Source organism: Streptomyces sp. NPDC048295, assembly GCF_040652135.1.
Classification (GTDB): Bacteria; Actinomycetota; Actinomycetes; order Streptomycetales; family Streptomycetaceae; genus Streptomyces.
This window is the reverse complement of sequence record NZ_JBEZLL010000012.1, coordinates 1-20,094: the sequence shown is the minus strand read 5'-3', so window position 1 is coordinate 20,094 and position 20,094 is coordinate 1. Positions and strand designations below refer to the sequence as shown.

General features: G+C 74.3%; 12 protein-coding genes and 1 pseudogene. 6 read left to right on the top strand and 7 right to left on the bottom strand.

The window, feature by feature from the left end:
• The first annotated feature begins 72 nt into the window (after positions 1 to 72).
• The 3 genes from AB0D53_RS19160 to lanKC all read left to right on the top strand — a co-directional run bounded on the left by AB0D53_RS19160 (position 73) and on the right by lanKC (position 4,389).
• Positions 73 to 231, top strand: a complete 159-nt coding sequence (locus AB0D53_RS19160) for a hypothetical protein (RefSeq protein ID WP_362447734.1) — start codon at positions 73 to 75, stop codon at positions 229 to 231.
• Between the two features lie 219 nt (positions 232 to 450).
• Positions 451 to 1,797 (top strand): MFS transporter, encoded by a 1,347-nt coding sequence (locus AB0D53_RS19155; protein ID WP_362447731.1) that lies wholly within the window; start codon positions 451 to 453, stop codon positions 1,795 to 1,797.
• Positions 1,798 to 1,821: 24 nt separating this feature from the next.
• The gene (gene lanKC, locus AB0D53_RS19150) at positions 1,822 to 4,389 is read left to right on the top strand and encodes a class III lanthionine synthetase LanKC (RefSeq protein ID WP_362447728.1); all 2,568 of its coding nucleotides are present in this window, start codon (positions 1,822 to 1,824) and stop codon (positions 4,387 to 4,389) included.
• Positions 4,390 to 4,422: 33 nt separating this feature from the next.
• On the opposite strand, the gene AB0D53_RS19145 is transcribed toward lanKC, so the two are convergent.
• The 5 genes from AB0D53_RS19145 to AB0D53_RS19125 form a co-directional block, all read right to left on the bottom strand.
• Complete coding sequence (locus AB0D53_RS19145; protein WP_362447725.1) at positions 4,423 to 6,321, bottom strand: transcriptional regulator; 1,899 nt, start codon at positions 6,319 to 6,321, stop codon at positions 4,423 to 4,425.
• 345 nt (positions 6,322 to 6,666) lie between these two features.
• Positions 6,667 to 9,585 carry an AAA family ATPase gene (locus tag AB0D53_RS19140; RefSeq protein WP_362447722.1) on the bottom strand — a complete coding sequence of 973 codons (2,919 nt, stop codon included), beginning with the start codon at positions 9,583 to 9,585 and terminating at the stop codon, positions 6,667 to 6,669.
• Between the two features lie 70 nt (positions 9,586 to 9,655).
• Positions 9,656 to 9,841 (bottom strand): hypothetical protein, encoded by a 186-nt coding sequence (locus AB0D53_RS19135; RefSeq protein ID WP_362447719.1) that lies wholly within the window; start codon positions 9,839 to 9,841, stop codon positions 9,656 to 9,658.
• A gap of 200 nt (positions 9,842 to 10,041) precedes the next feature.
• Positions 10,042 to 13,080 carry a type 2 lanthipeptide synthetase LanM family protein gene (locus AB0D53_RS19130; RefSeq protein ID WP_362447716.1) on the bottom strand — a complete coding sequence of 1,013 codons (3,039 nt, stop codon included), beginning with the start codon at positions 13,078 to 13,080 and terminating at the stop codon, positions 10,042 to 10,044.
• Positions 13,081 to 13,291: 211 nt separating this feature from the next.
• Complete coding sequence (locus AB0D53_RS19125; RefSeq protein WP_329814187.1) at positions 13,292 to 14,359, bottom strand: LacI family DNA-binding transcriptional regulator; 1,068 nt, start codon at positions 14,357 to 14,359, stop codon at positions 13,292 to 13,294.
• A 109-nt stretch (positions 14,360 to 14,468) separates the two neighbouring features.
• Here AB0D53_RS19125 and AB0D53_RS19120 point away from each other — a divergent pair, with 109 nt between their 5' ends.
• From AB0D53_RS19120 to AB0D53_RS19110, 3 genes are read left to right on the top strand one after another with little or no spacing between them, the layout of a single operon-like run.
• Positions 14,469 to 15,620 (top strand): Gfo/Idh/MocA family oxidoreductase, encoded by a 1,152-nt coding sequence (locus AB0D53_RS19120; protein ID WP_362447712.1) that lies wholly within the window; start codon positions 14,469 to 14,471, stop codon positions 15,618 to 15,620.
• Between the two features lie 38 nt (positions 15,621 to 15,658).
• On the top strand, positions 15,659 to 16,801 hold the full coding sequence (locus AB0D53_RS19115) for a dihydrodipicolinate synthase family protein (protein ID WP_362447709.1): 1,143 nt from the start codon (positions 15,659 to 15,661) through the stop codon (positions 16,799 to 16,801).
• On the top strand, positions 16,798 to 17,625 hold the full coding sequence (locus tag AB0D53_RS19110) for a sugar phosphate isomerase/epimerase family protein (protein ID WP_362447706.1): 828 nt from the start codon (positions 16,798 to 16,800) through the stop codon (positions 17,623 to 17,625). The genes AB0D53_RS19115 and AB0D53_RS19110 overlap by 4 nt, the downstream gene beginning before the upstream one ends.
• A 220-nt stretch (positions 17,626 to 17,845) precedes the next feature.
• Here AB0D53_RS19110 and AB0D53_RS19105 read toward each other — a convergent pair whose 3' ends face one another.
• Both AB0D53_RS19105 and AB0D53_RS19100 read right to left on the bottom strand, forming a co-directional pair.
• Positions 17,846 to 18,598, bottom strand: coding sequence for a hypothetical protein (locus AB0D53_RS19105; RefSeq protein WP_362447703.1), 753 nt, complete (start codon positions 18,596 to 18,598; stop codon positions 17,846 to 17,848).
• A pseudogene (locus AB0D53_RS19100) lies at positions 18,598 to 20,094 on the bottom strand (hypothetical protein); the annotation flags it as partial. The gene AB0D53_RS19105 and the pseudogene AB0D53_RS19100, both read right to left, overlap by 1 nt.

Genomic DNA, 20,094 nt, shown 5'->3' with positions numbered 1-20,094 from the left:
CTACCGGAAGAACCGGGGCACGCCCCGGAACGACCGGGGACCGCAGAGTCATACGAGTGGATGGAGACCACCATGGCCGAGAACACCAAGCCCGCCGGCGACGACAACGAGACCCCCGAGGTCGAGGCGCACAGCTCCGTTCTGGACCTGCAGGAGACCGCGGGCGTCCACGAGCGCGAGGTCGACGGCAGCTGCGTCAGCACCGTGAGCCTCATCCTGTCGGAGCAGTAAGGGCTGATCACCGGGCCGCGGCGCCACCCGGGGGAGGAACCTTCCCCAGTGGCGCCCCGGCCGGCCGAAACGGGGCGGCTCCGTGACACGGAGACCGCCCCGCCTCGATTCTCCGGGCCGGGCCCCCGCGTTCACCGGGCCCCACCCCCCTGCCGGGCCGTCGCCCTCGCCGGGCCACCGGCCGGGCCCTGTCCCCGCATCACCGACCGGGAGCCGACGATGGCCGCCTCGCTACGAAACAACCGGGACTTCCGACTGCTCTGGATGAGCGGCCTGTTCGCCGTTCTCGGCACCCAGATGACCGCACTGGCCCTGCCGCTCCTCGTGCTCCGCGAGACCGGATCGGCCGTGCAGGCCGGCGCGATCGGCACGGTGTCCGTCACCGCGGTCCTGATCACCATGCTCCCCGGCGGCGTGATGGCCGACCGGGTGGAGCGCCGCAGACTCATGCGCCTGTGCGACCTGGGCAGTTTCTGTGTCGTCGGCGCCCTCGTCGTGGCGGTGTGGACCGGACACGTGCCGCTGGTCCTGGTACTGCTGGTCGCGGGCGCGGGCGCCGTCATCGGCAGCCTCTACGGGCCCGCCGCGTTCGGGCTGATGAGGAGCGTCGTGCCCGCCGAGGACATGGGGACCGCCACCGCCCGCCTCCAGGCCCGTACCGCCACCGCGCGGCTGGTGGGGCCGATGGTCGGGGGCGCCCTGTTCGGTCTGCACCCGGTCCTGCCGTTTCTCGCCGAGGCCATCGGGCTGCTGCTGTCCACGGTCTGCGTGGCCCTGGTACGCACCCGGTCCAGGTCCGAGAGCGAGGCCGGATCGGCTTTCAGCAAGGCCGAGTTGACCGCCGGGCTCTCGTTCCTGTGGCGGCTGCCCTATCTGCGGACCGTGCTCCTGGTCTTCGGGCTCGGCATGAACTTCGCCTTCGGCGCCCTGACGTTCACCGCGCTGACCGTCTTCTCGGGTGGCGGAAGGTCCGGGCTCGGCGGCGGCACCGTCGTCACCTTCATCTCGGTCGGGGCCCTCAGCGGCGCGCTCCTCGCACCCCGGCTGCGCCCCGAACGCCACACCTGGGCGCTGATCGCCGCCACCTGCTGGTTCTGCGTGGTGAGCGCCCTCGCGATGGCCTGGGTCCGGGTCCCGTTGTTCGCCGGGCTGCTCTGCGCCGCCTGCATGTGTCTGTCCACCGTGGCCAGCATCGGCTTCCTCTCGACCCTGCTGGCCGTCACCCCCGGCGACCGGGTGGGCAGGGTGCAGAGCGCCGCCGGGTTCCTCTCCTCCCTGGTCCAGCCGTTCGGGCCGCTGGCCGGGGGCGCGCTCCTCACCGCCTTCGGCAGCCGGACGACGTTCGGGGCGATCGCCGGGGTCCTCGCGGTGTCCGCCGCCGTCGTCACGTTCGCCCCGTCCGCCCGGCCGGGCGCGGCGCCGCCCGGACCCGACGCACCGGCCGCCCCGTCCGACCCGGAGCCGGCGGAGGCCGCGGACGCACGCCCCGTACCGGACGCACCGCCCGCACCGGCCACGGCCGAGACCCCCGCGGACCGCACCGGGGCCGGCAGCCCCCGCCCCTGACCACGAGCCACCCGGAGGTATGCCGTGCCCGGCATCCAGGAGACCCAGCTGTACTGCCTCGCCGACCGCCGCTACTACGAGACCCCGGACCGGCTGCCCGACGAGGACACCCGCTACCCGCTCGACCGCGCCGAACCGCCCGCCGGCTGGCGGCGCGGCACCGGCGGCCTGTGGAGCGCGCTGCACCCCGAATCCGCCCGGCTCCCCGAACAGGGCTGGAAGATCCACGTCTCCACCGTCCCGGAGGAGGCCGGGCGCACCCTCGCCGACACCGCCCGGATCTGCCTGGAACAGGGCGTGGCCTTCAAGTTCCTGCGCAGCGCCCGTGCCCTGCGGCTGATGTCGGCGAAGTACATGAACCGGTCCGGCGCGGGGAAGTTCATCACCCTCTACCCCGAGGACGAGCCCGCGCTCCTGAAACTGCTCGACGCCCTGGGCGAGGCCCTGGAGGGGCGCAGCGGACCGTACATCCTCAGCGACCTGCGGATCGGGAACGCTCCCGTGCACGTCCGCTACGGCGCGTTCGTCGAACTCTGGTGCCGGGACGCCGACGGGGAACGGGTCCGCGCGATGCGCCACCCGTCCGGCGGACTCGTCCCCGACACCCGGGGCGTGGTCTTCCGGATACCGGAGTGGGTCACCGTCCCCGAACCGTTGCGCCCCCATCTGGCCGCCCGTGCCGCCGCCCGCGACGACGGCTTCCCCTACGTGGTCACCGAGGCGCTCCAGTTCTCCAACGCGGGCGGCATCTACCTGGCCGAGCACCGCACCACCAAGCAGCGGGTGGTGCTGCGCGAGGCCCGGCCGTACTGCGGACTCGACCCCGCCGGGGACGACGCCGTCACCCGGCTGCACCGTGAGCACCGGGCCCTGACCCGGCTCGCCGGACTCGACTGCGTGCCCGAGGTGTACGGCGTCCGCACGGTCTGGGAACACCACTTCCTGATCGAGGAGTACATCGAGGGCACCACCCTGTTCGACGAGATCGTGGAGCGCTTCCCGCTGGTGCGCGGCGAACGCACCCCCGCCGAACTCGACGCCTACTCCCGCTGGGCGCAGTCCGTCACGGACGGGATCGCCCGCGCCCTCGACCGCATCCACGCCCGCGGACTGCGGTTCGCGGACGTGCACCCCGCCAACGTCATCATCCGCCCCGACGGCCGTGTGGTCCTGATCGATTTCGAGTACGCCACCGGCCTCGACGACCAGGACACCCCCCTGGCGGGTGCCCCGGGCCTCCAGGCCCCGTACGGCACCAAGGGCGTCGAGGCGGACGACTACGCGCTCTGGGCGATCTGGCTGCACATCCTGATGCCGCTGATGGAGGTCACCGACCACGACCGGGGCAAGGCCCTCACCATCGAACGCTGGGCCCGCACCCGGTACGGTCTGGGCCCCGACGCGGGCCCGCCCCGCCCCGCCGCGCTCTCCCGCGGACTGCCGGCGGACAGCGGCGAGGCGACGGTGGACGCGCTGCTGCGCGGCCCGGAACCGGACTGGCCCGGCATCCGCGAAGGGCTCCTCGCGGGCATCCACGCCGGGGCCGCGCCGGACCGCACCGACCGGCTCTTCCCCGGCGACCCGGCGGGCTTCACCACCGGAGGCGTCTGCGCCGCGCACGGTGCCGCCGGGGTGCTGTACGCCCTGCACCGCGTCGGCGCCCCGGTCCCCGGCGAGTACGTCGACTGGCTGGCGCGTACGGCACTGCGCCGCGACCCGGACGCCCCCGGCGGGCTCTTCGACGGGCTGCCCGGTGTCGCGCTGGTCCTGGCCAGGCTCGGCCGGCGAGAGGAGGGCCGCGAACTCCTCGACCGGGCTCTGCGGGCCCCCGCCTCCTCGTCGGCCGACCTGTTCACCGGTACGGCGGGAACGGCGCTGGCGGCCCTGCGGTTCGCCACCGGCGGCGCCGGCGCACCCGACGGGGAACTCCTGGACCGTGCCCTGCGGACCGCCTGGGAACTCGACTCGCTGGTCCGCGACGGGGCCACCGCCGACGGCCCGTCCGCCCCGCACTCGGCGGGTCTGCTGAGCGGGCTCTGCGGGGCCGCGCTGCTCCACCTCGAACTGCACGCGCACACCGGCGAGGAGTGGCTGCTCGACGCCGCCGGGGCGGCGCTCGCCCGGGAGGCCGGCCACTGCGTGACCATGCCGGGCGGCAGCGTGCAGGTGAAGGACGGGAAGCGCCATCTGCTCTACCTGGACCAGGGCAGCGGCGGCGTGGCCCTGGTCGCGCAGCGCTACCTGGCTCACCGGGAGGACCCGGCGCTCGCCGCGCTGCTGCCCGGCATCGGGCAGGGATGCGTCCTGGAGTTCATCCGCGAACCGGGGCTCTTCAGGGGCCGCAGCGGACTGGTGGCCACCGCCCACCAGCTCTCCGGCGGCACGCCGGGACCCGCGGTGCTGGACTCGGTGCGGAACCTCTCCTGGCATCTGGTCGCCGAACAGGACCGCCTGCTGGTGCCGGGCGCCCGGCTGCGCCGGTTCTCCGCCGATCTCGCGACCGGCGCGGCCGGGGTGCTGCTCGGCCTGCACACCGTGCTCGCCGCACCGGACGAACGGCCCGACCTGCTGGACGTGCTGACGCTGGGATGACGGGAGGCCGCCGCCCGCGGCCCGTCCGGCGGGCTACGGGCGGTGGGCCCCGGCCGGCTCCGGGGCGGGCTCCGGGGCGGGCTCCGGGGCGGGCTCCGGGGCGGCGCAGCGCTCGCGGGCGTACAGGCCCGTCAGGCGCGGCAGTTCGTACAGCACGCAGTGCGCGGTGACCTCGCCGCTGGGGGAGGACACCGCCCCGGCGTCTATGAGCGACTCCACCGTCCGCAGCGCCTGCCGCTCACCGCAGCCGAGCGCCGCCATCGCATCCGGCAGGGTGAACGGGCCTTCCCCGACCGCGCGGGCCAGCAGGGTCAGCGCCTGCCCGCTCCCGGGCGACAGGTCCTGCCAGCCGGAGGCCAGCCGGGCGCGCACCGAGATGTCACCGGCCACCAGCTCGTCCAGCGCCCCGGCCGGATCGGCCAGCCGTTCCGCGTACTCGGCCAGCGGCAGATGGCGCAGCACCGCCAGCCGCATCCCGCTCACCCGCACCGCCAGCGGAAGCAGCCCGCAGGCGTCGGCCATGCGCAGCGCGGCGGCCCGGTCCAGCCCCACCCGCCCCGGCCCGATCAGCCGGCCCAGCAGCGCCAGCGCCTCGGCCGGGGCCAGCGGCGGCAGCGCGATCCGGTGCACCGGCGCCAGTCCGGCCAGCTGGCCGCGCGCGGTCAGGACGAACGAGCTGTCCCCGGTTCCCGGCAGCAGGGCCCGCACGGCCGCCTCGTCCGGTACGTCGTCGAGCACGACCAGCGCGCGGTGCGCGGCCAGCCAGTGCCGCCAGTGCTCGGTGTCCGTCATCGGTTCCGCCGGATCCGGACCGCCGGTCAGCCGGGCCAGCTCGCCGACGAGCGCCGCGGCGGGGCGCACCGCCCCCTGTCCGTCGCGGACCCGGATGCGGATCCGGCCGTCCGGGAACCGGTCCGCCAGCAGATGGGCCGCCCGCACCGCGAGTGCCGTCTTCCCGGTACCGGCGGCTCCGGTGACCGCCACGACCCGGCCGCTCTCCGTGCCCAGAACGTCCAGCAGCTCGCGCAGTTGCTCGCCCCGGCCGGTGAAATCGGGTACCTCGGTGGGCAGTACCGCCCGCAGCGCGGGGGCCCGGCGCGCCGGAGCGGTGTTCCCCGGCCGGGCCGCGGTGTCCCGGCCGGTCAGCATCGCGCGGTGCCGGGCGGCGATGGCCGCCCCCGGTTCCAGCCCCAACTCCCGTGCCAGCAGCTGGCGGTAGTCGTCGTACACCGCGAGCGCCTCGGCCCGGCGGCCGGTCCGGTGCAGTGCGTCCATCCACGCCGCCCGGATGCGTTCGCGTGACGGATGCCGTTCGGCGAGGTCCCGCAGTCCGTCCACCACGGCGGGCGCCCGCCCCAGCGCGATCTCCGTCTCGGCCCAGTCCTCGTGCACGGTCAGGCACCGCGCCTCCAGCCGCTCCGCCTCCGCGGCCACCTCCGGCGAGTCGCGCAGATCGTGCAGCGGCGGCCCCTGCCACAGGTCCAGCGCCCGGCGCAGCAGACCGGCGGCGGCGCGCGGATCGCCGTCGTCGGCGGCCCGGCGGCCGGCCGCGGCCAGTGACCGGAAGCGCAGCGAGTCCAGCTCGTCCTCGCCGACCCGCAGCAGATAGCCGCCGCAGGAGTGCACCAGCCGCTCCCCGCCACCGCCGTCCGGGCCCTCGGGACACCGTGCGCCGAGCAGCGTACGCGCGGAACTGATGTACACCTGGAGGTTCTTGCGCGCCGTGCGCGGCGGCGCGTCCGGCCACACCGCGTCGGTGAGCACGTCCACCGGGACCGGTGTGCCCGGCCGGCTGAGCAGCATGGCCAGGACCAGCCGCTGCTTGCGCGGCCCGAGGAGCAGTGGCCGTCCGTCCAGCTGCCCGGTGAGCGGGCCGAGGACCGAGAGGTTCAGCGCACCGGGCGACGGGGAGCGGGTGGGGGGTCGGGTCATGGACGGGCCTCCGAAGAACCGGGGGACGGGAGTGGCGGGCTGCCGGTCGCACCCCTGGATCGTCCGCCGGAGGCAGCGGCCCCCACATCGGTGCCGGACCCGCATGTTCCGTACCGGGACCCGACCAAATCCGCCGAGCGCCCCCATGTTGGGCCCGGGTACCCGTCATCCGTACCCGGCGGAGACGGCGCAGGGACGGGGGAGACGGCGCAGGGACGGGGGAGACGGCGCGGGGCCGGGGGAGCCCCGTCGGGCCCGGCACCCGGCCGTCGCACTCGGCCCCGTGTCAAAGCGCTCGCCCCGCGTCCAGGCGATCCCCCCGAGTCAGCCGCCCGCGTCCAAGGGCTAGTCGCGTTCGGCCGCGCACTCGGCGGAGAACTCGCAGAGCGCCGCGCGGTCCGCGCGCCCCGTCTTGCTCAGCAGGCTCGCCATGTGCTTCTCCACCGTGCGCGGCGAGATGGACAGCCGCCGGGCGATCTGCTGGTTGCCCGGCCGCTCCGCCAGCAGCACGAAGACCTCGTACTCGCGCGGTGTCACCCCGCTCGTCCGCAGCGGGGCCGGGATGCGGTCCCAGCCGCCCCGGTGCTGCCCGACGCTGGCCCCCGCCTGCCGCAGCGCGGCCCGGCACGCGGCGGCGACCGGCTGGATGCCCGCCCCGTAGAAGTACTCCTCCGACGCCCGCAGCCAGCCCACGGGCTCGCCCCACCCCTCGGCGAGGGCCGCGTCGGCGACCAGCCGCAGCCCCAGATGGCGGGCGAGCGGAAAGGCGGCGGCGTCGCCGAGGGCCGCCCCGACCGCCCGGGCGGCCCGGTCCGCGTCGCCTGCCCGGCCGTGCAGTACGCCGTCGGCCAGGCGCAGGAACAGCTGGTTCCAGGCCAGGTCCGCGCCGGGGCTCTCCAGGATCGCTTCCAGCTCCGCCCGGCCGCCCCGTCCGTCCAGTGTCCGCAGCAGCGGACGCAGACCGTAACGCCCGCTCAGGTAGAAGAAACTGGGGTGTTCGAGCTCCCAGGCCAGCGAGGCGTCCAGGTCGGCCAGCGCGCCCGCGCGGTCCTCCTCCAGCAGCGCCGCGAACGCCCGGCAGAGCCCCAGTTGCAGCGGGACGAGCAAGGACTCCTCGCCGCCCGCCCGGCGGAACCGGGCCATGGCCCGGTCCAGGTCCCGTCTTCGGCCCCGGTGCGCGGCGAGCGTCGCCGAGGCCAGCAGCAGATAGCGGTGCGCCCCCAGGTTGCGGACCCGGGCGCTGGCGGCCACCGACCGCTCGATGATCTCGTGCGCCCCGTCCCACTCGCCCCGCATCACCGCGTTCATGGCGAGCAGCCCGTCCACGGTCTGGGTCGGCACCAGCGCGCCCAGGGACTGGGCGGCGGTCCGGGCCGTCTCCAGCCGGGCCGGGTCACCGGTGCGCATGAACGTGTTGGCGCCGAGCCGGACCAGCGCCTCCACCCGCCACACCGGCAGGGCGTGCTGCTCGGAGACCGCGAGCATCCGTTCCAGGCACGCGTCGGCCTCGTCGAAGCCGCGCTCCCGCGAGAGCAGCGCCAGCAACTGCCAGGCCTGGCAGGCGACCACCGGAAGACTGCGTTCCTCCGCGATGGCGGCCGCCCGGCGCGCGGCGTCCTGCGCGCGCTCCTGCTGCCCGTGGTCCGCATGACCGGGCAGCAGGGCCAGATGGCCGTCCACCACGTCGAGCGCCGCCTCCAGTTCGGGGCCGACGGCCGTGCCGAGCATGCCCCGCGCGGTCCGGATCTGCCCGGCCGCCTCGTCCACCCGCTCCGCCATCACGGCCGCCCAGGCGATCCGGATATGGGTCTCGCCGCGCTGTTCGGAGGCGTCGGAGCGCGGCGGCACCGGAGGGAGTTCCGCGGTCAGCGCCAGGGCCGTGTCGAGCTCACCGGCCTCGGCGTGGGCGACGGCGAGCGACTCCGTGATGCCCCGCAGATCGCTCTCGTGGGCGAGCGAGCGGGCCCGTTCCAGCAGGATGACGGCGGAACCGGACGCGCCCGCGGCCAGCATCCGGCGGCCGACGCCGGCGAACTGGCGGGCGGCGCCGTGCCGATCGCCTCCGGCCAGTTGCAGCGTCGCCATCAACTGGCGCTGTTCGTCACCGAGTTCGTGCTCGATGGCGGCGAGGGAGAGCGCCGCGCGGCGGGCCGTCGCGGCGCGCTCCGCCGGTGCCAGCGAGGCCACCAGGGCCTCGGCGGTCAGCGCGTGCCGGAAGGTGTAGCGGTCGGGGTCCGCCCCGTCGGGGGCGATGATGTTCGCCTCCACGGCGGAGCGCAGATGGCTGAAGAGCGTGCGGTCGTCGAAGCCGGTGACGGTCTGGAGCACGGTGACCGAGAAGCGGCTGCCCAGCGTGGCCGCGCACAGCAGCAGCTCACGCACCGGTTCGTCGAACCGGTCCAGCCGCCGCGACCAACTGCGCACCACCCCGGTCGGCACCGACGCGTCCGGGTTGGCGTGCTCCTCCCACCGGTCGCCGGCCCGGCGCAGCTGGCCGGAGTCGAGCAGATCGGCGAGCAGCACCTCGACCAGGTACGGGTTGCCGCCCGCGCGGACGGCCAGCCGTTCGTGGGTGGCCCGCGGCACCTCGTCCGGGGCGGCCTCCAGACAGGAGGCGGTCATCTCCCGTACGTCCGCATCACCGAGCGGTGCCAGCTCGCGCACGGTGGCGACCTGCCGCCGTTCCGCCGAGCGCACCAGGTCGAGTGCGGCACCGGGCTCCGGGCGCAACGTCCCCAGCAGCAGCACCGGCAGGTCGGCCACGTTGTCGACGACGTACTCCACCACCGCGATCGTCTCGGTGTCGGAGTCGTGCAGGTCCTCCAGCAGGATCACGCAGCCGTGCTCCTGGCCGAGCACCGACAGCAGCCGCAGCAGCGCCTCGGCCAGCTCGACCACCGTCTCCGGATAGCCGGGGGCGGAACCCTGGCGCCACTCCGGCACCAGCCGGGCCAGTGCCGGACGGTACGGGTCCAGCTCCGGGTCGCTGGGCGTCCCGGCCGCCCGGAACCGTGAGGACAGCGCCTCGATCAGCGGGCGGAACGGCACCACGAGCCCGGTCGACGTGGCCCTGCCGCGCAGCACCGGCATGCCTCGCCCGTACGCCCGGTAGGCGCACTCACCGGCCAGCCGTGATTTGCCGATGCCCGCGTCCCCGACGAAGAAGACCGCACGCCCCGAACGCCGCGAGGCGGTGTCCAGGGCGTTGCTCAGCAGGCCGGTCTCAGCGACACGCCCGACAATCACCGACGAAGTGGCACGCATGGACGCAGGCTACTTGAGCCACTACCCACCGGTCATGGCGTCAAATCCCTTGATACGGGACGGAATTGACTCAGACCCAGGTCATGGTGGTCCACGGCAGGTCCGAGGTGTCGGGGTTGCCGTCCACGGCGCCGAGGATTCTGCTGCGCAAGCCGAGTCTGCCGCCCGCACCCAGGGCGATCCGGCCGACGGGGTGCTCGTCGGCGACGTCGTCGAACTCGCGGGCGCAGAAGGCGGAAGCTTCGGTGGTCTGCATGGTCTGCCTCTTCTCGTGGGAGGTGGTCGTTGTGCGAGCGGTGCGTTGGGACGGGTACGACGCGGTGGTACGTGAGTGGTGCGGCGGTACGGAGCTGTGGTGCGGGTGGTACGTGAGTGGTGCGGCGGTACGGAGCTGTGGTGCGGGTGGTACGTGAGTGGTGCGGCGGTACGGGGCTGTGGTGCGGGGCAGGAACGGGCTCAGTTGGGCGCGACCGGCACGGTGGGACCGGCGAGCAGCAGCACCGAGGGCACCCGGTCGGGGAACCCGGCCCGCAGCAGCCCGTGCCCGATGCCCGCGAGCCCGGTCAGCAGCCCCGGATGCGGTACCTGGCCGGGTGTTCCGCAGCGCGGCTTCGCCCGGTCGGCCGCCGCGAGCAGTGCTCCGGCCCGCTCCAGCCACCGGGCGCGGGCACTCGACGGCTCGCCCCGGCGCAGCAGTTCGAGGACACCGAGCTCGCCGTGGCACAGGCTGTCGTCCGGCGGCGGTTCGGCCCCCGCGATGTCCGCCGCCGCCTCGCGCGCCCAGGCGGACAGCAGCGGGTCGGCCTGCGCCGCCGGGCTGTCCAGCACGGCCAGCGCCACGCCCGTCCGGCCCCGGCACCAGGAGATGTCGCAGTCCACGGCGTCGGTCGCGGCCCGCAGCGCGGCGAGCCCCGAGGCACGGTACGGCTCACCGCCGCCCGCCTCGGCGAAGCGCAGCAGTGCCCAGCCGATCCCGGCGGAGCCGTCGGCGAACCCCGGTGCGCCCGGCAGCGGTGCCGCGCGCAGCAGCCGGGCGGAGCGTTCCGCCGCCCGCCACACGTCGGCCCGTCCCGTGGCCCGGTACCCGGCGAGCAGGGCGGCCAGCCCGCCGGCCGTGCCTCCGCGCACCCCGTACTCGCTCTCGGCGACGGCCGCCGCACCGGTCAACCGCAGTGCCGGTACCACCAGTCGGCCGAGGCGCGGATCGTCCAGCGTGTCCGCGACCTGGGCCAGTGCGTACGCGATCCCGCCGAGCCCGGCGAACGCACCCGAGCCCACCGGGCCCAGATCGTCCGGGCGCGCGTGCAGAGTGTCCAGCAGCCCGGCCAGCGGCGCCAGCGCGTCCCGGGCGGCCGTGGCGTACCGGTCCGCCCCGGTGAGCGCGGCGAGCTGGGCGAGGAAGCACGCCGTACCGGTGTATCCGCCCGCCAGGTCGGCGGCCATCGGCCCCAGCCGCCAGTAGCGTTCGTCGAGCAGCTCCAGGCCGATCCAGTTCAGCCGGGTGGGCCCGGAGTAGGCCTGGGACACCAGCTCGTCGCCGACCGACCGGGCCGCCGCGAGCAGTTGCTCCGGCTCCGGCGCGGTCGCGGCCGTACGGATCCGGCGCGGGCCGGGCCGGGACTCGTGGGCGGGCTCGCGCGAGGTGGTCACCATCGCGGCGCGGATGATGCGTTCCTGGTCCTGCCGGTCCACCGTGTCCATGGCCGCCAGCTTCGCCCGGACCAGGGACAGCCCCGTCCGGGCGAGCGTGCCGGACAGCAGCCGGCCGGTCCCGCTCCACAGACCGGTGCGGTCGGGCAGGGCGGTGAACAGGGGCACGTCGCCCGACCAGAGCTGGGCGATCTCCTCGTCGAGGAGGCCGGGCAGCGCGGCGGACCCCAGGGTGTCGGTGCCCAGCAGCGCGAGCACCTCGTGCCGTTCGGCGGCGTCCTTCATCAGGTCCGGGTGCGTGGACTCGTCCAGGAGCGAGGCGTAGATCCAGGTGGGCCGCGCCACCACCCGCACCTCGTCGTGCGCGAACCGGTCCAGCAGCCCTCCGGTGCACAGGAGTTCGGCGCGGGCCTCCTTGATCGCGGTGTATCCGGCGCGGAAGCCGGCGCACAGCGCGCGGGTGAAGGCGGACGGGTCGGCGGGCGTTCCGGTCAGCCGGGGCCGGTTCGCCGAACCGCCGATCCGGGCCGTCCGGCGCACCAGCCGCATCCGGTCGGTCCCCGCGTCGGCCCAGTCGACGCTGCGCACCGGGGAGTCGGCCGCCTGCCCGCCGCCGATCCCGGACATGTCGAGCGCGCTCTCGTCCCCGACGAGCAGCTGCGGCAGCAGCCCCACCCGGTGCACCGAGTCGTGCAGGGCGCGGGCCGCCGGATCGTCCGAATCCGCGGCGGGCAGCGGCGGGTGGAACAGCGTCTCGACGTCGACGAGTACCGGGTACTCGCCGTCCGCGATCAGGTTCTCGTGGTGCAGGTCGGTGCCGTCCAGCGTGTGCAGCAGGGCCAGCAGCGCGCCCTGGCGCCGGTAGAAGGCCTCGACCTGACGGGCCGAGCGGCAGGGCCGTTCGGCGACGAACTCCACCCAGCCGTACGGGCCCCGGTCCAGCAGGGCGAGCGTACGGAGTCCAGGGGTGCCGGGCTGCGTGTTGAACCACTGGACCAGTTCGTTGAAGTGCCGGTGCGCGGCGAGCGGACGCGGCTTGTAGACCAGCCGGGCACCGTCCTCGAACCGGAGCAGCATCACGGTCCGCCCGCCGCGGTGGCCGTCCCCGGCACCGGGCTCGACCGCCATCAGCCGGCCGTTCCCGGCCTCTTCGCCCCGGGAGGCGCGGACACCCGGCAGCGCCGGCCGGTCGGCGGCGAACCGGACCAGCATCTCGGCCAGCGCGGCGGCGGCGTCGAGCGCGGCACGTGCCAGGATCCGGGCCAGCACGGGGTACGTGGCGCACAGCGCGGTCAGTCCGGACCGGGCGCCGGTCCTGCGCAGGAAGTCGGCGAACCGGTCCTCGGGACCGCGCCCGGCCAGCCGCCCGGCCTGCCGCGCCGTGTGCAGCTCCAGGACCAGGGTCCGGGCGGCGAGCCGCGCGAGCCGCCGGGACAGATGGCGCTCGAAGTCCGCGCGTACGGCGTCCAGATCGACGCACCGGTTCAGCAGCGGCGGCAGACCGTCCCGCATCCGTTGTGCCGCGCAGGCGGTGAACGGGGCGAGGAGGCGTTCGAATCCGCGCAGCCCCGGCAGGTGCTCCCGGCCGTCGAGCACCGCCCGCTCGGGTGCGGCGGACAGCGCGTCCTGGACGAACACCGCCCAGTCCGGGGCGAGTTCGGGTGACGCGTCACCGGTCAGCGCCGGCCGCCACCACGAGCCGTCGGCCCAGGAGGTCCCGTACGCCGTCGGCCGCTCGGCCTCCAGCAGGCCGACCGTATCGGCGGAGGAACCCGCTGCCGCGGCCGGACGTGACGCGGAAGGGACGTCCAGCCGTTCGCCGCCGCCCGCATGGATCTCCGTCATCGCACCTCCTCGGTCCGGCGCCGGCACCACCGGTCCGCCGCACCCCATACTTCCGGCGACGCCCGCGCGGGGCATGGGGGCAACGCCCCCATCTTTCTGCCCGCGGCCCGAACGGGCCCCGGAACGGTCCCGCCGCGCCCCCCGGCCGGAGACCGGAGGCCGGAACCGGGGGCCCGGAGCGGCCGCACCCGGGCCCCCGCGACACCCGCGCCTACCGCCCCCGCGGCGGTGCCGTCGACCCCCGCACCATCAGCTCCGCCGCGATCGTCGCGATCCCCCCGGGCGGCGGTGTCTCCTTGCCCATCGCCAGACGGCCCGCCCGCGCGCCCGCCTCGAAGAGCGGCAGCCGTACGGTCGTCAGCGCCGGGACCGCGTCCACGGAGAACGGCAGATCGTCGAAGCCCGCCACCGAGATGTCCTCGGGGATGCGCAGACCGCGGTCCCGGATCGCCGCGCTCGCGCCCAGCGCCACCGTGTCGTTGGCGGCGACGACCGCCGTCACCTCCGGTTCGCGGCGCAGGAGTTCGAGCGTGGCGTCGTAGCCGGAGCGGCGGTCGTAGGGCCCGTGCACGGTGAGGCGTTCCTCGTCGCCGACGAGCCCCGCCGCCCGCATCGCCTCGCGGTGGCCCTCCAGCCGGTGGCGGGTCGTCGTCCGCTCCAGCGGGCCCGCGACATAGCCGATCCGCCGGTGGCCGAGCGAGAGCAGGTGCTCGGTGAGGCGGCGCCCGCCGCCCCGGTTGTCGAAGGCGAGCGCGGCCACGACCGCCTCGCCGTCCGGCAGCGGGGGCCGCCCGCACAGCACCACCCGGGTGCCCGCGTCCGCGAGCTTGGCCAGCTTGGCGGAGACCGCGGCCTGGTGCGCCGGGTCCTCCACGGCGCCGCCGGTCAGCACGACGGCCGCGGCGCGCTGGCGCTGGAGCAGGGTGAGATAGGTGAGTTCGCGCTCGGGGGAGCCGCCGGTGTTGCAGACGACGGCCAGCTTCTCGCCGCCCGCCCGGCCCGAGCCGTCCCCGGGCCCGCCGATCTCCGTCTGTGCCGCGCCCGCCATGATCCCGAAGAACGGGTCCGCGATGTCGTTGACCAGGATGCCGACCAGGTCGGACGTGGCCGCCGCGAGCGAACTCGCCGGCCCGTTGAGCACATAGTCCAGGTCGTCCACCGCACGCAGCACCCGCTCGCGGGTGGACGCGGCCACCGGGTAGTTGCCGTTCAGCACGCGGGAGACGGTGGCCGGCGACACCCGGGCGCGAGCCGCCACATCCGCCAGGGTGACTGTCATCGCTTTCCTCCGAGGGTTTTGGGCCGGGCCCTCTTGTCCGGGCCGCTGTCGGCAGGCTAGCGTCATCCCGGATAGAAAGCGCTTGCTACGGCTGTATGGAGGAAGTTTCGTGACACGCAGGACAGTGCGCATCGCCATGAACGGCGTCACGGGTCGCATGGGGTACCGGCAGCACCTGGTGCGCTCGATCCTCGCGATCCGCGAGCAGGGCGGCCTCGACCTCGGCGACGGGGACGTGCTGTGGCCCGAGCCGGTGCTGGTCGGCCGCCGCGCCCACGCCCTGGAGGAGCTGGCCGCGAAGCACGGCCTGACCGAATGGTCGACCGACCTCGACGCGGTCCTCGCCGACGACACCATCGACATCTACTTCGACGCCCAGGTCACCTCGGCCCGCGTCGAGGCGATCAAGAAGGCCATCGCGGCGGGCAAGCACATCTACACCGAGAAGCCCACCGCCACGGACGTCGAGGGCGCCCTGGAGCTGGCCCGCATCGCCCGCGACGCGGGCATCAAGCACGGCGTCGTCCAGGACAAGATCTTCCTGCCGGGCCTGCTGAAGCTGAAGCGCCTCATCGACGGCGGCTTCTTCGGCGAGATCCTCTCCGTGCGCGGCGAGTTCGGCTACTGGGTCTTCGAGGGCGACTGGCAGGAGGCCCAGCGCCCGTCGTGGAACTACCGCGCGGAGGACGGCGGCGGCATCGTCGTCGACATGTTCCCGCACTGGGAGTACGTGCTCCACGAGCTGTTCGGCCCGGTCTCCACCGTCCAGGCGCACGTCCAGACGCACATCCCGCAGCGCTGGGACGAGCAGGGCAAGCCGTACGCCGCCACCGCCGACGACTCCGCGTACGGCATCTTCCAGCTGGCGAGCGGCGCGGTCGCGCAGATCAACTCCTCCTGGACGGTCCGTGTCAACCGCGACGAGCTCGTCGAGTTCCAGGTCGACGGAACCCACGGCTCCGCCGTCGCGGGCCTGCGCAACTGCCGCGTCCAGCACCGCTCGGCCACCCCCAAGCCGGTCTGGAACCCCGACCTCCCGGTCACCGAGCCGTTCCGCGACCAGTGGCAGGAAGTCCCCGACAACGCGGTCTTCGACAACGGCTTCAAGGCCCAGTGGGAGCTCTTCCTGCGTCACATCGTCCTCGACGAGCCCTACACCTGGGACCTGATGGCCGGTGCCCGCGGAGTGCAGCTCGCCGAGCTGGGCCTGAAGTCCCACGCCGAGGGCCGCCGCCTCGACGTCCCGGAGCTGTCGCTGTGAAGACGCATCCCGAGCACGGCACACCGGAGCTGATCTGAGTGACCATCCACCTCCCGCAGGGTCCGTACGAACCCCGCACCACCCCGCTCGACCTGGCCCCCGGCACCGGCCCGCTCGCCTCGCGCACGGTCTTCTCCGCCGCCCATGTCGTCGCCGACCCGTACGCCGACATCAGCCCCGACTCGCCGGCCGCCGTCGACTGGGACGCCACCCTCGCCTTCCGCCGCCACCTCTGGTCGCACGGCCTGGGCGTCGCCGAGGCGATGGACACCGCCCAGCGCGGCATGGGCCTGGACTGGGCCGGAGCGGCCGAACTGATCCGCCGCTCCGCCGCCGAGGCGAAGGCGGTCGGAGGCCGCATCGCCTGCGGCGTCGGCACCGACCAGCTCACCGGCCCCGCCACCCTCGCCGAGGTGCGCTCCGCGTACGAGGAGCAGCTCGCCCTCGTCGAGGAGAGCGGCGCCCAGGCCATCCTGATGGCCTCCCGCGCGCTCGCCGCGGCGGCGAAGGGGCCCGAGGACTACCTGGAGACCTACGCCCATCTGCTGCGCCAGGCATCGGAACCGGTCGTCCTGCACTGGCTGGGCCCGATGTTCGACCCCGCGCTGGACGGCTACTGGGGCTCCTCGGACCTCGACGCCGCCACCGACACCTTCCTGAAGGTCATCGCCGAACACCCGGACAAGGTCGACGGCATCAAGATCTCGCTCCTGGACGCCGAGCGCGAGATCGACGTCCGCCGCCGCCTCCCGGGCGGGGTGCGCTGCTACACCGGCGACGACTTCAACTACCCCGAGCTGATCGCGGGCGACGACCGGGGCTTCAGCCACGCCCTGCTCGGCATCTTCGACCCGCTGGGCCCGCTGGCCGCCCACGCGGTACGGGTCCTCGACACGGGTGACACCCAGGGCTTCCGCGACCTCCTCGACCCCACGGTCGAACTGTCCCGGCACCTCTTCCAGGGGCCCACCCGCTTCTACAAGACGGGTGTGGTGTTCCTGGCCTGGCTGGCCGGCCACCAGGACCACTTCACCATGGTCGGCGGCCTGCAGTCCGCGCGCTCGCTGCCGCACCTGGCGAAGGCGTACGAACTCGCCGACCGCCTGGGCCTGTTCCCGGACCCGGAACTGGCCGAGTCCCGCATGCGTACCCTCCTCGCGGTCAACGGAGGCACCCGATGAGCGACGGCCGTCTCTCCGTCAACCAGGAGACCATCAAGCAGTGGTCGCTGCCCGAACTGGCCGAGGGCTGCGTCAAGGCGGGCATCGACAAGGTCGGCCTGTGGCGGGCCCCCGTCCAGTCGTACGGCATCGAGCGCACCGCCCGGCTCATGTCCGACTCCGGCCTCTCCGTCACCAGCCTCTGCCGCGGCGGCTTCCTCACCGCCCCGGACCCGGCGGAACGGGCCCGCGCCCTGGACGACAACCGCGCCGCGATCGACGAGGCGGCGGCCCTGTCCACCGACACCCTGGTCCTGGTCTCCGGCGGCCTCCCCGAGGGCGGCAAGGACCTGTACGGCGCCCGTGAACGCATCGCGGACGCGCTGGGCCTACTGGCTCCCTACGCGGCCGAACGCGGCGTACGCCTCGCCATCGAACCGCTGCACCCGATGTTCGCCTCGGACCGCTGCGTGGTCTCCACGCTCTCCCAGGCCCTGGACATCGCGGAACGCTTCCCCGCCGACCAGGTCGGGGTGGTCGTCGACACGTACCACATCTGGTGGGACGACCAGGCGCCCGCACAGATCGCCCGCGCGGGCGCGGGCGGCCGCATCCACTCCTTCCAGCTGGCCGACTGGATCACCCCGCTCCCGGCCGGCGTCCTGGTCGGCCGCGGCCAGCTCGGCGACGGATCGGTGGACTTCCGCGCCTTCCGCACCCTGGTCGAGGCCACCGGCTTCGACGGCCCGGTCGAGGTGGAGATCTTCAACGAGGACCTCTGGGCCCGCGACGGCGCGGAAGTCCTCGCGGAGGTCGCGGCGCGGTACGCCGAGCACGCCTGCTGACGAGCCGCTTTGCCCCCAAGGCAAAGAGATCGTCAAGGCGTGCAACCGTTCGGCACCCAGCCGAGTCGTATGTGGAGTCGGGTGCTTCCGGGGAGGGATCTGGGGGGATCGGGAAGCCCTGACGGTGGGGGAAAGCGAGGGGGGTCCGGTCAGTCGACCGGGCCCCGTTTCGCCATTCCGGGGGCTCCACTCCCGGGAGGGAGCCCCCGGCCACGACGTGTCAGGAGCCCGAGGCACCCCGGACGGTCGCCTGGACGAGCTCCGCCGCCTCGATGTCACCGATCTGCACGTGGACGGCGTCGGTCCCCTTCTCGTCGGCGAGCCGGAGCCGGTCTGTCGGCTCCCAGCGCAGCTCCGGCGTGAACACCTCGTCATGCTGTTCCGCCTTGAACAGACGCCGGCGCAGGACGGGCCCCGAACGGTCGGCCGCCACGTGGTAGGTGATCCGGCCCTCGGCGTCCAGGGCGTCCAGCGTGCGCCCGTCGAACGTGAGGAAGGGCAGGTCCGCGAGGTGGTTCTGAAGCTTGCGGGGCCTGATGGACACGCCGGTCAGGTCGAGGAGCCCGGCCCCGTCCTGAAGGAACTCGCCCCCCCGCTCGTAGAAGAGGACCAGCGGCTCGTAGAGGTCGGGCAGGTCGGGCAGCGCGATGTCGCCCCGCGCGTGGAGTGCCGCGAACCGTACTGCGGCCCCGCAGGTCTTCCGGGCGCCGTACGCGACCTTCTTGAGGCACGCGTCGAGCTCCGCGGCAAGCTCCGGCGGGAGCTGGAAGTCCTTGTCGACGTACTGCGTGACGTCGAAGAAGGGCCATTCGGCCTCGGCGCCGTACGCCTGGGCCCACAGCGCGGCCCGTCTGAGGTACTCATGCATCAGCAGACGGCGGGACTGCGCGTGCTCGAAGGCGTGATCCCAGTCGCCGGACCAGTCGGCCGCACGCAGCCTCTCCAGCAGGGCGAGCGTCGATCCATCGGTCATTACAGGTCCAGTCCCTTCGAACGGAGCTCCTGGAAGGCAGCCTCCATCACCTCGTCGATGTTCGAGAGGTCGGTCGCCAGCTCGATCTTCGGCGCATCGAGCCCCAGCCCCTCCCACTGGGCGAACCCGCCCCTGCGCTCACTCACCGTGAGCTCGTGGGCCCCCGCGTCCGCCCAACTGTCGGGCCAGGCACGGTAGTGGCCGTCGGCGACACCGTTCACCATGTCGACCTCCCACGACTGCGGGCGGTCGAACACGTAGGGGAGCCCTGCCTCCATGAGGTGACTTTCCATGTACTCATGCGCCACGAGGCGCTGGAGTTTGAGCGCCTCGTGCGGCTCCAGGCTACGCTGCCCGGCCGTCTGCCAGAGATCGCCGATGTCGTCGCGCGGGGTGAAGAGCCCTTCCCTGGCCACGCCCTTCTCCGCGACGACCACGTGCTCGGTGCGGAACAGGTGCGTCTTGACCCGCTGCAACACGGACGGGTCGATGCCGGTGTTCCCGGAGATCGCCGGAATGTCCACCGAGTCGGGGGTGGCCCGGATCTCGTCGTAGACCCGTCCCGCGTGCGGGGTGGGCTCGTCGATGTAGCGCGCGCCGTCCGGCCGGACCGTGGACAACGGTTCCGACGGCGGGTGGTCGAGGCTGTTGACGTGCTCCTCGGGCGCACCGGGTCCGTCGCCGTGGCCGCCGGAGTCGTCAGGGGTGTGGTCGCCGCCGCTGCCGGGTCCGTCGCCGCCGTCACCGTGCCCGCCTGGGCCGTCGTCGTGCCCGCCAGGACCGTCGTTGTGGTTGCCGGGTCCGTCGGTGTGGCCGCCGTGTCCGCTGCCGCCGGGCGGGTCCTGGTGTCCGCCGCCGCTGCCGTGTCCGCCGTCGTCGGGGTGGGCGCTGGGACCGTCGTTGTGGCCGACGGGGTGGGTGCTGGGCGGTTCATGGCTGGCGGAGGGGCCGCGACCGAGGTCGTCGGCGTTTCCGCCGGGGAGGTGGTCTCCGGCGTGGCCGCCGGGGAGGTTGTCGGCGGGGTTGTGGGTGGTGGGCAGGTCGTCGGTGAGGCGGCCGGTGTCGCCGAGGTCGCTGCCGACGTGGAGGACGTTGTCGCCCGCGTTCGCGCCGACGTGGGCGACGTTGTCCGCGGTGTGGGCGCCGGCGCCGACCAGGGCCGGTTCCCTGTCCGGGGTGTGCGGGGTGGTGGGGTCCGCGGTGTCGGTGTGCAGGGTGTTGGGGTCCGTGCCGTCGGTGTGCGGGACGGTGGGGGAGCCCTCCTTGGGCGCGTCCTCGATCTTCTGGACGATGTCGCCGTGTTCGTCGAGGAGGTTGCCGTCGTGGTCGAAGTACTGGACGGGGACGTCGGTGTGGGTGGGGAGCTTGGTGGTGTTCTCGGGCAGGAGGGGGGCGTCGTCGGGGAACTTGACGTTGCCGTCGGGGAGTTTGACCCCGCCCTCGGGGATCGCTGCGCCCTCGGGGAGGTGCACGGTGCCGTCGGGGAGCTTGAAGGA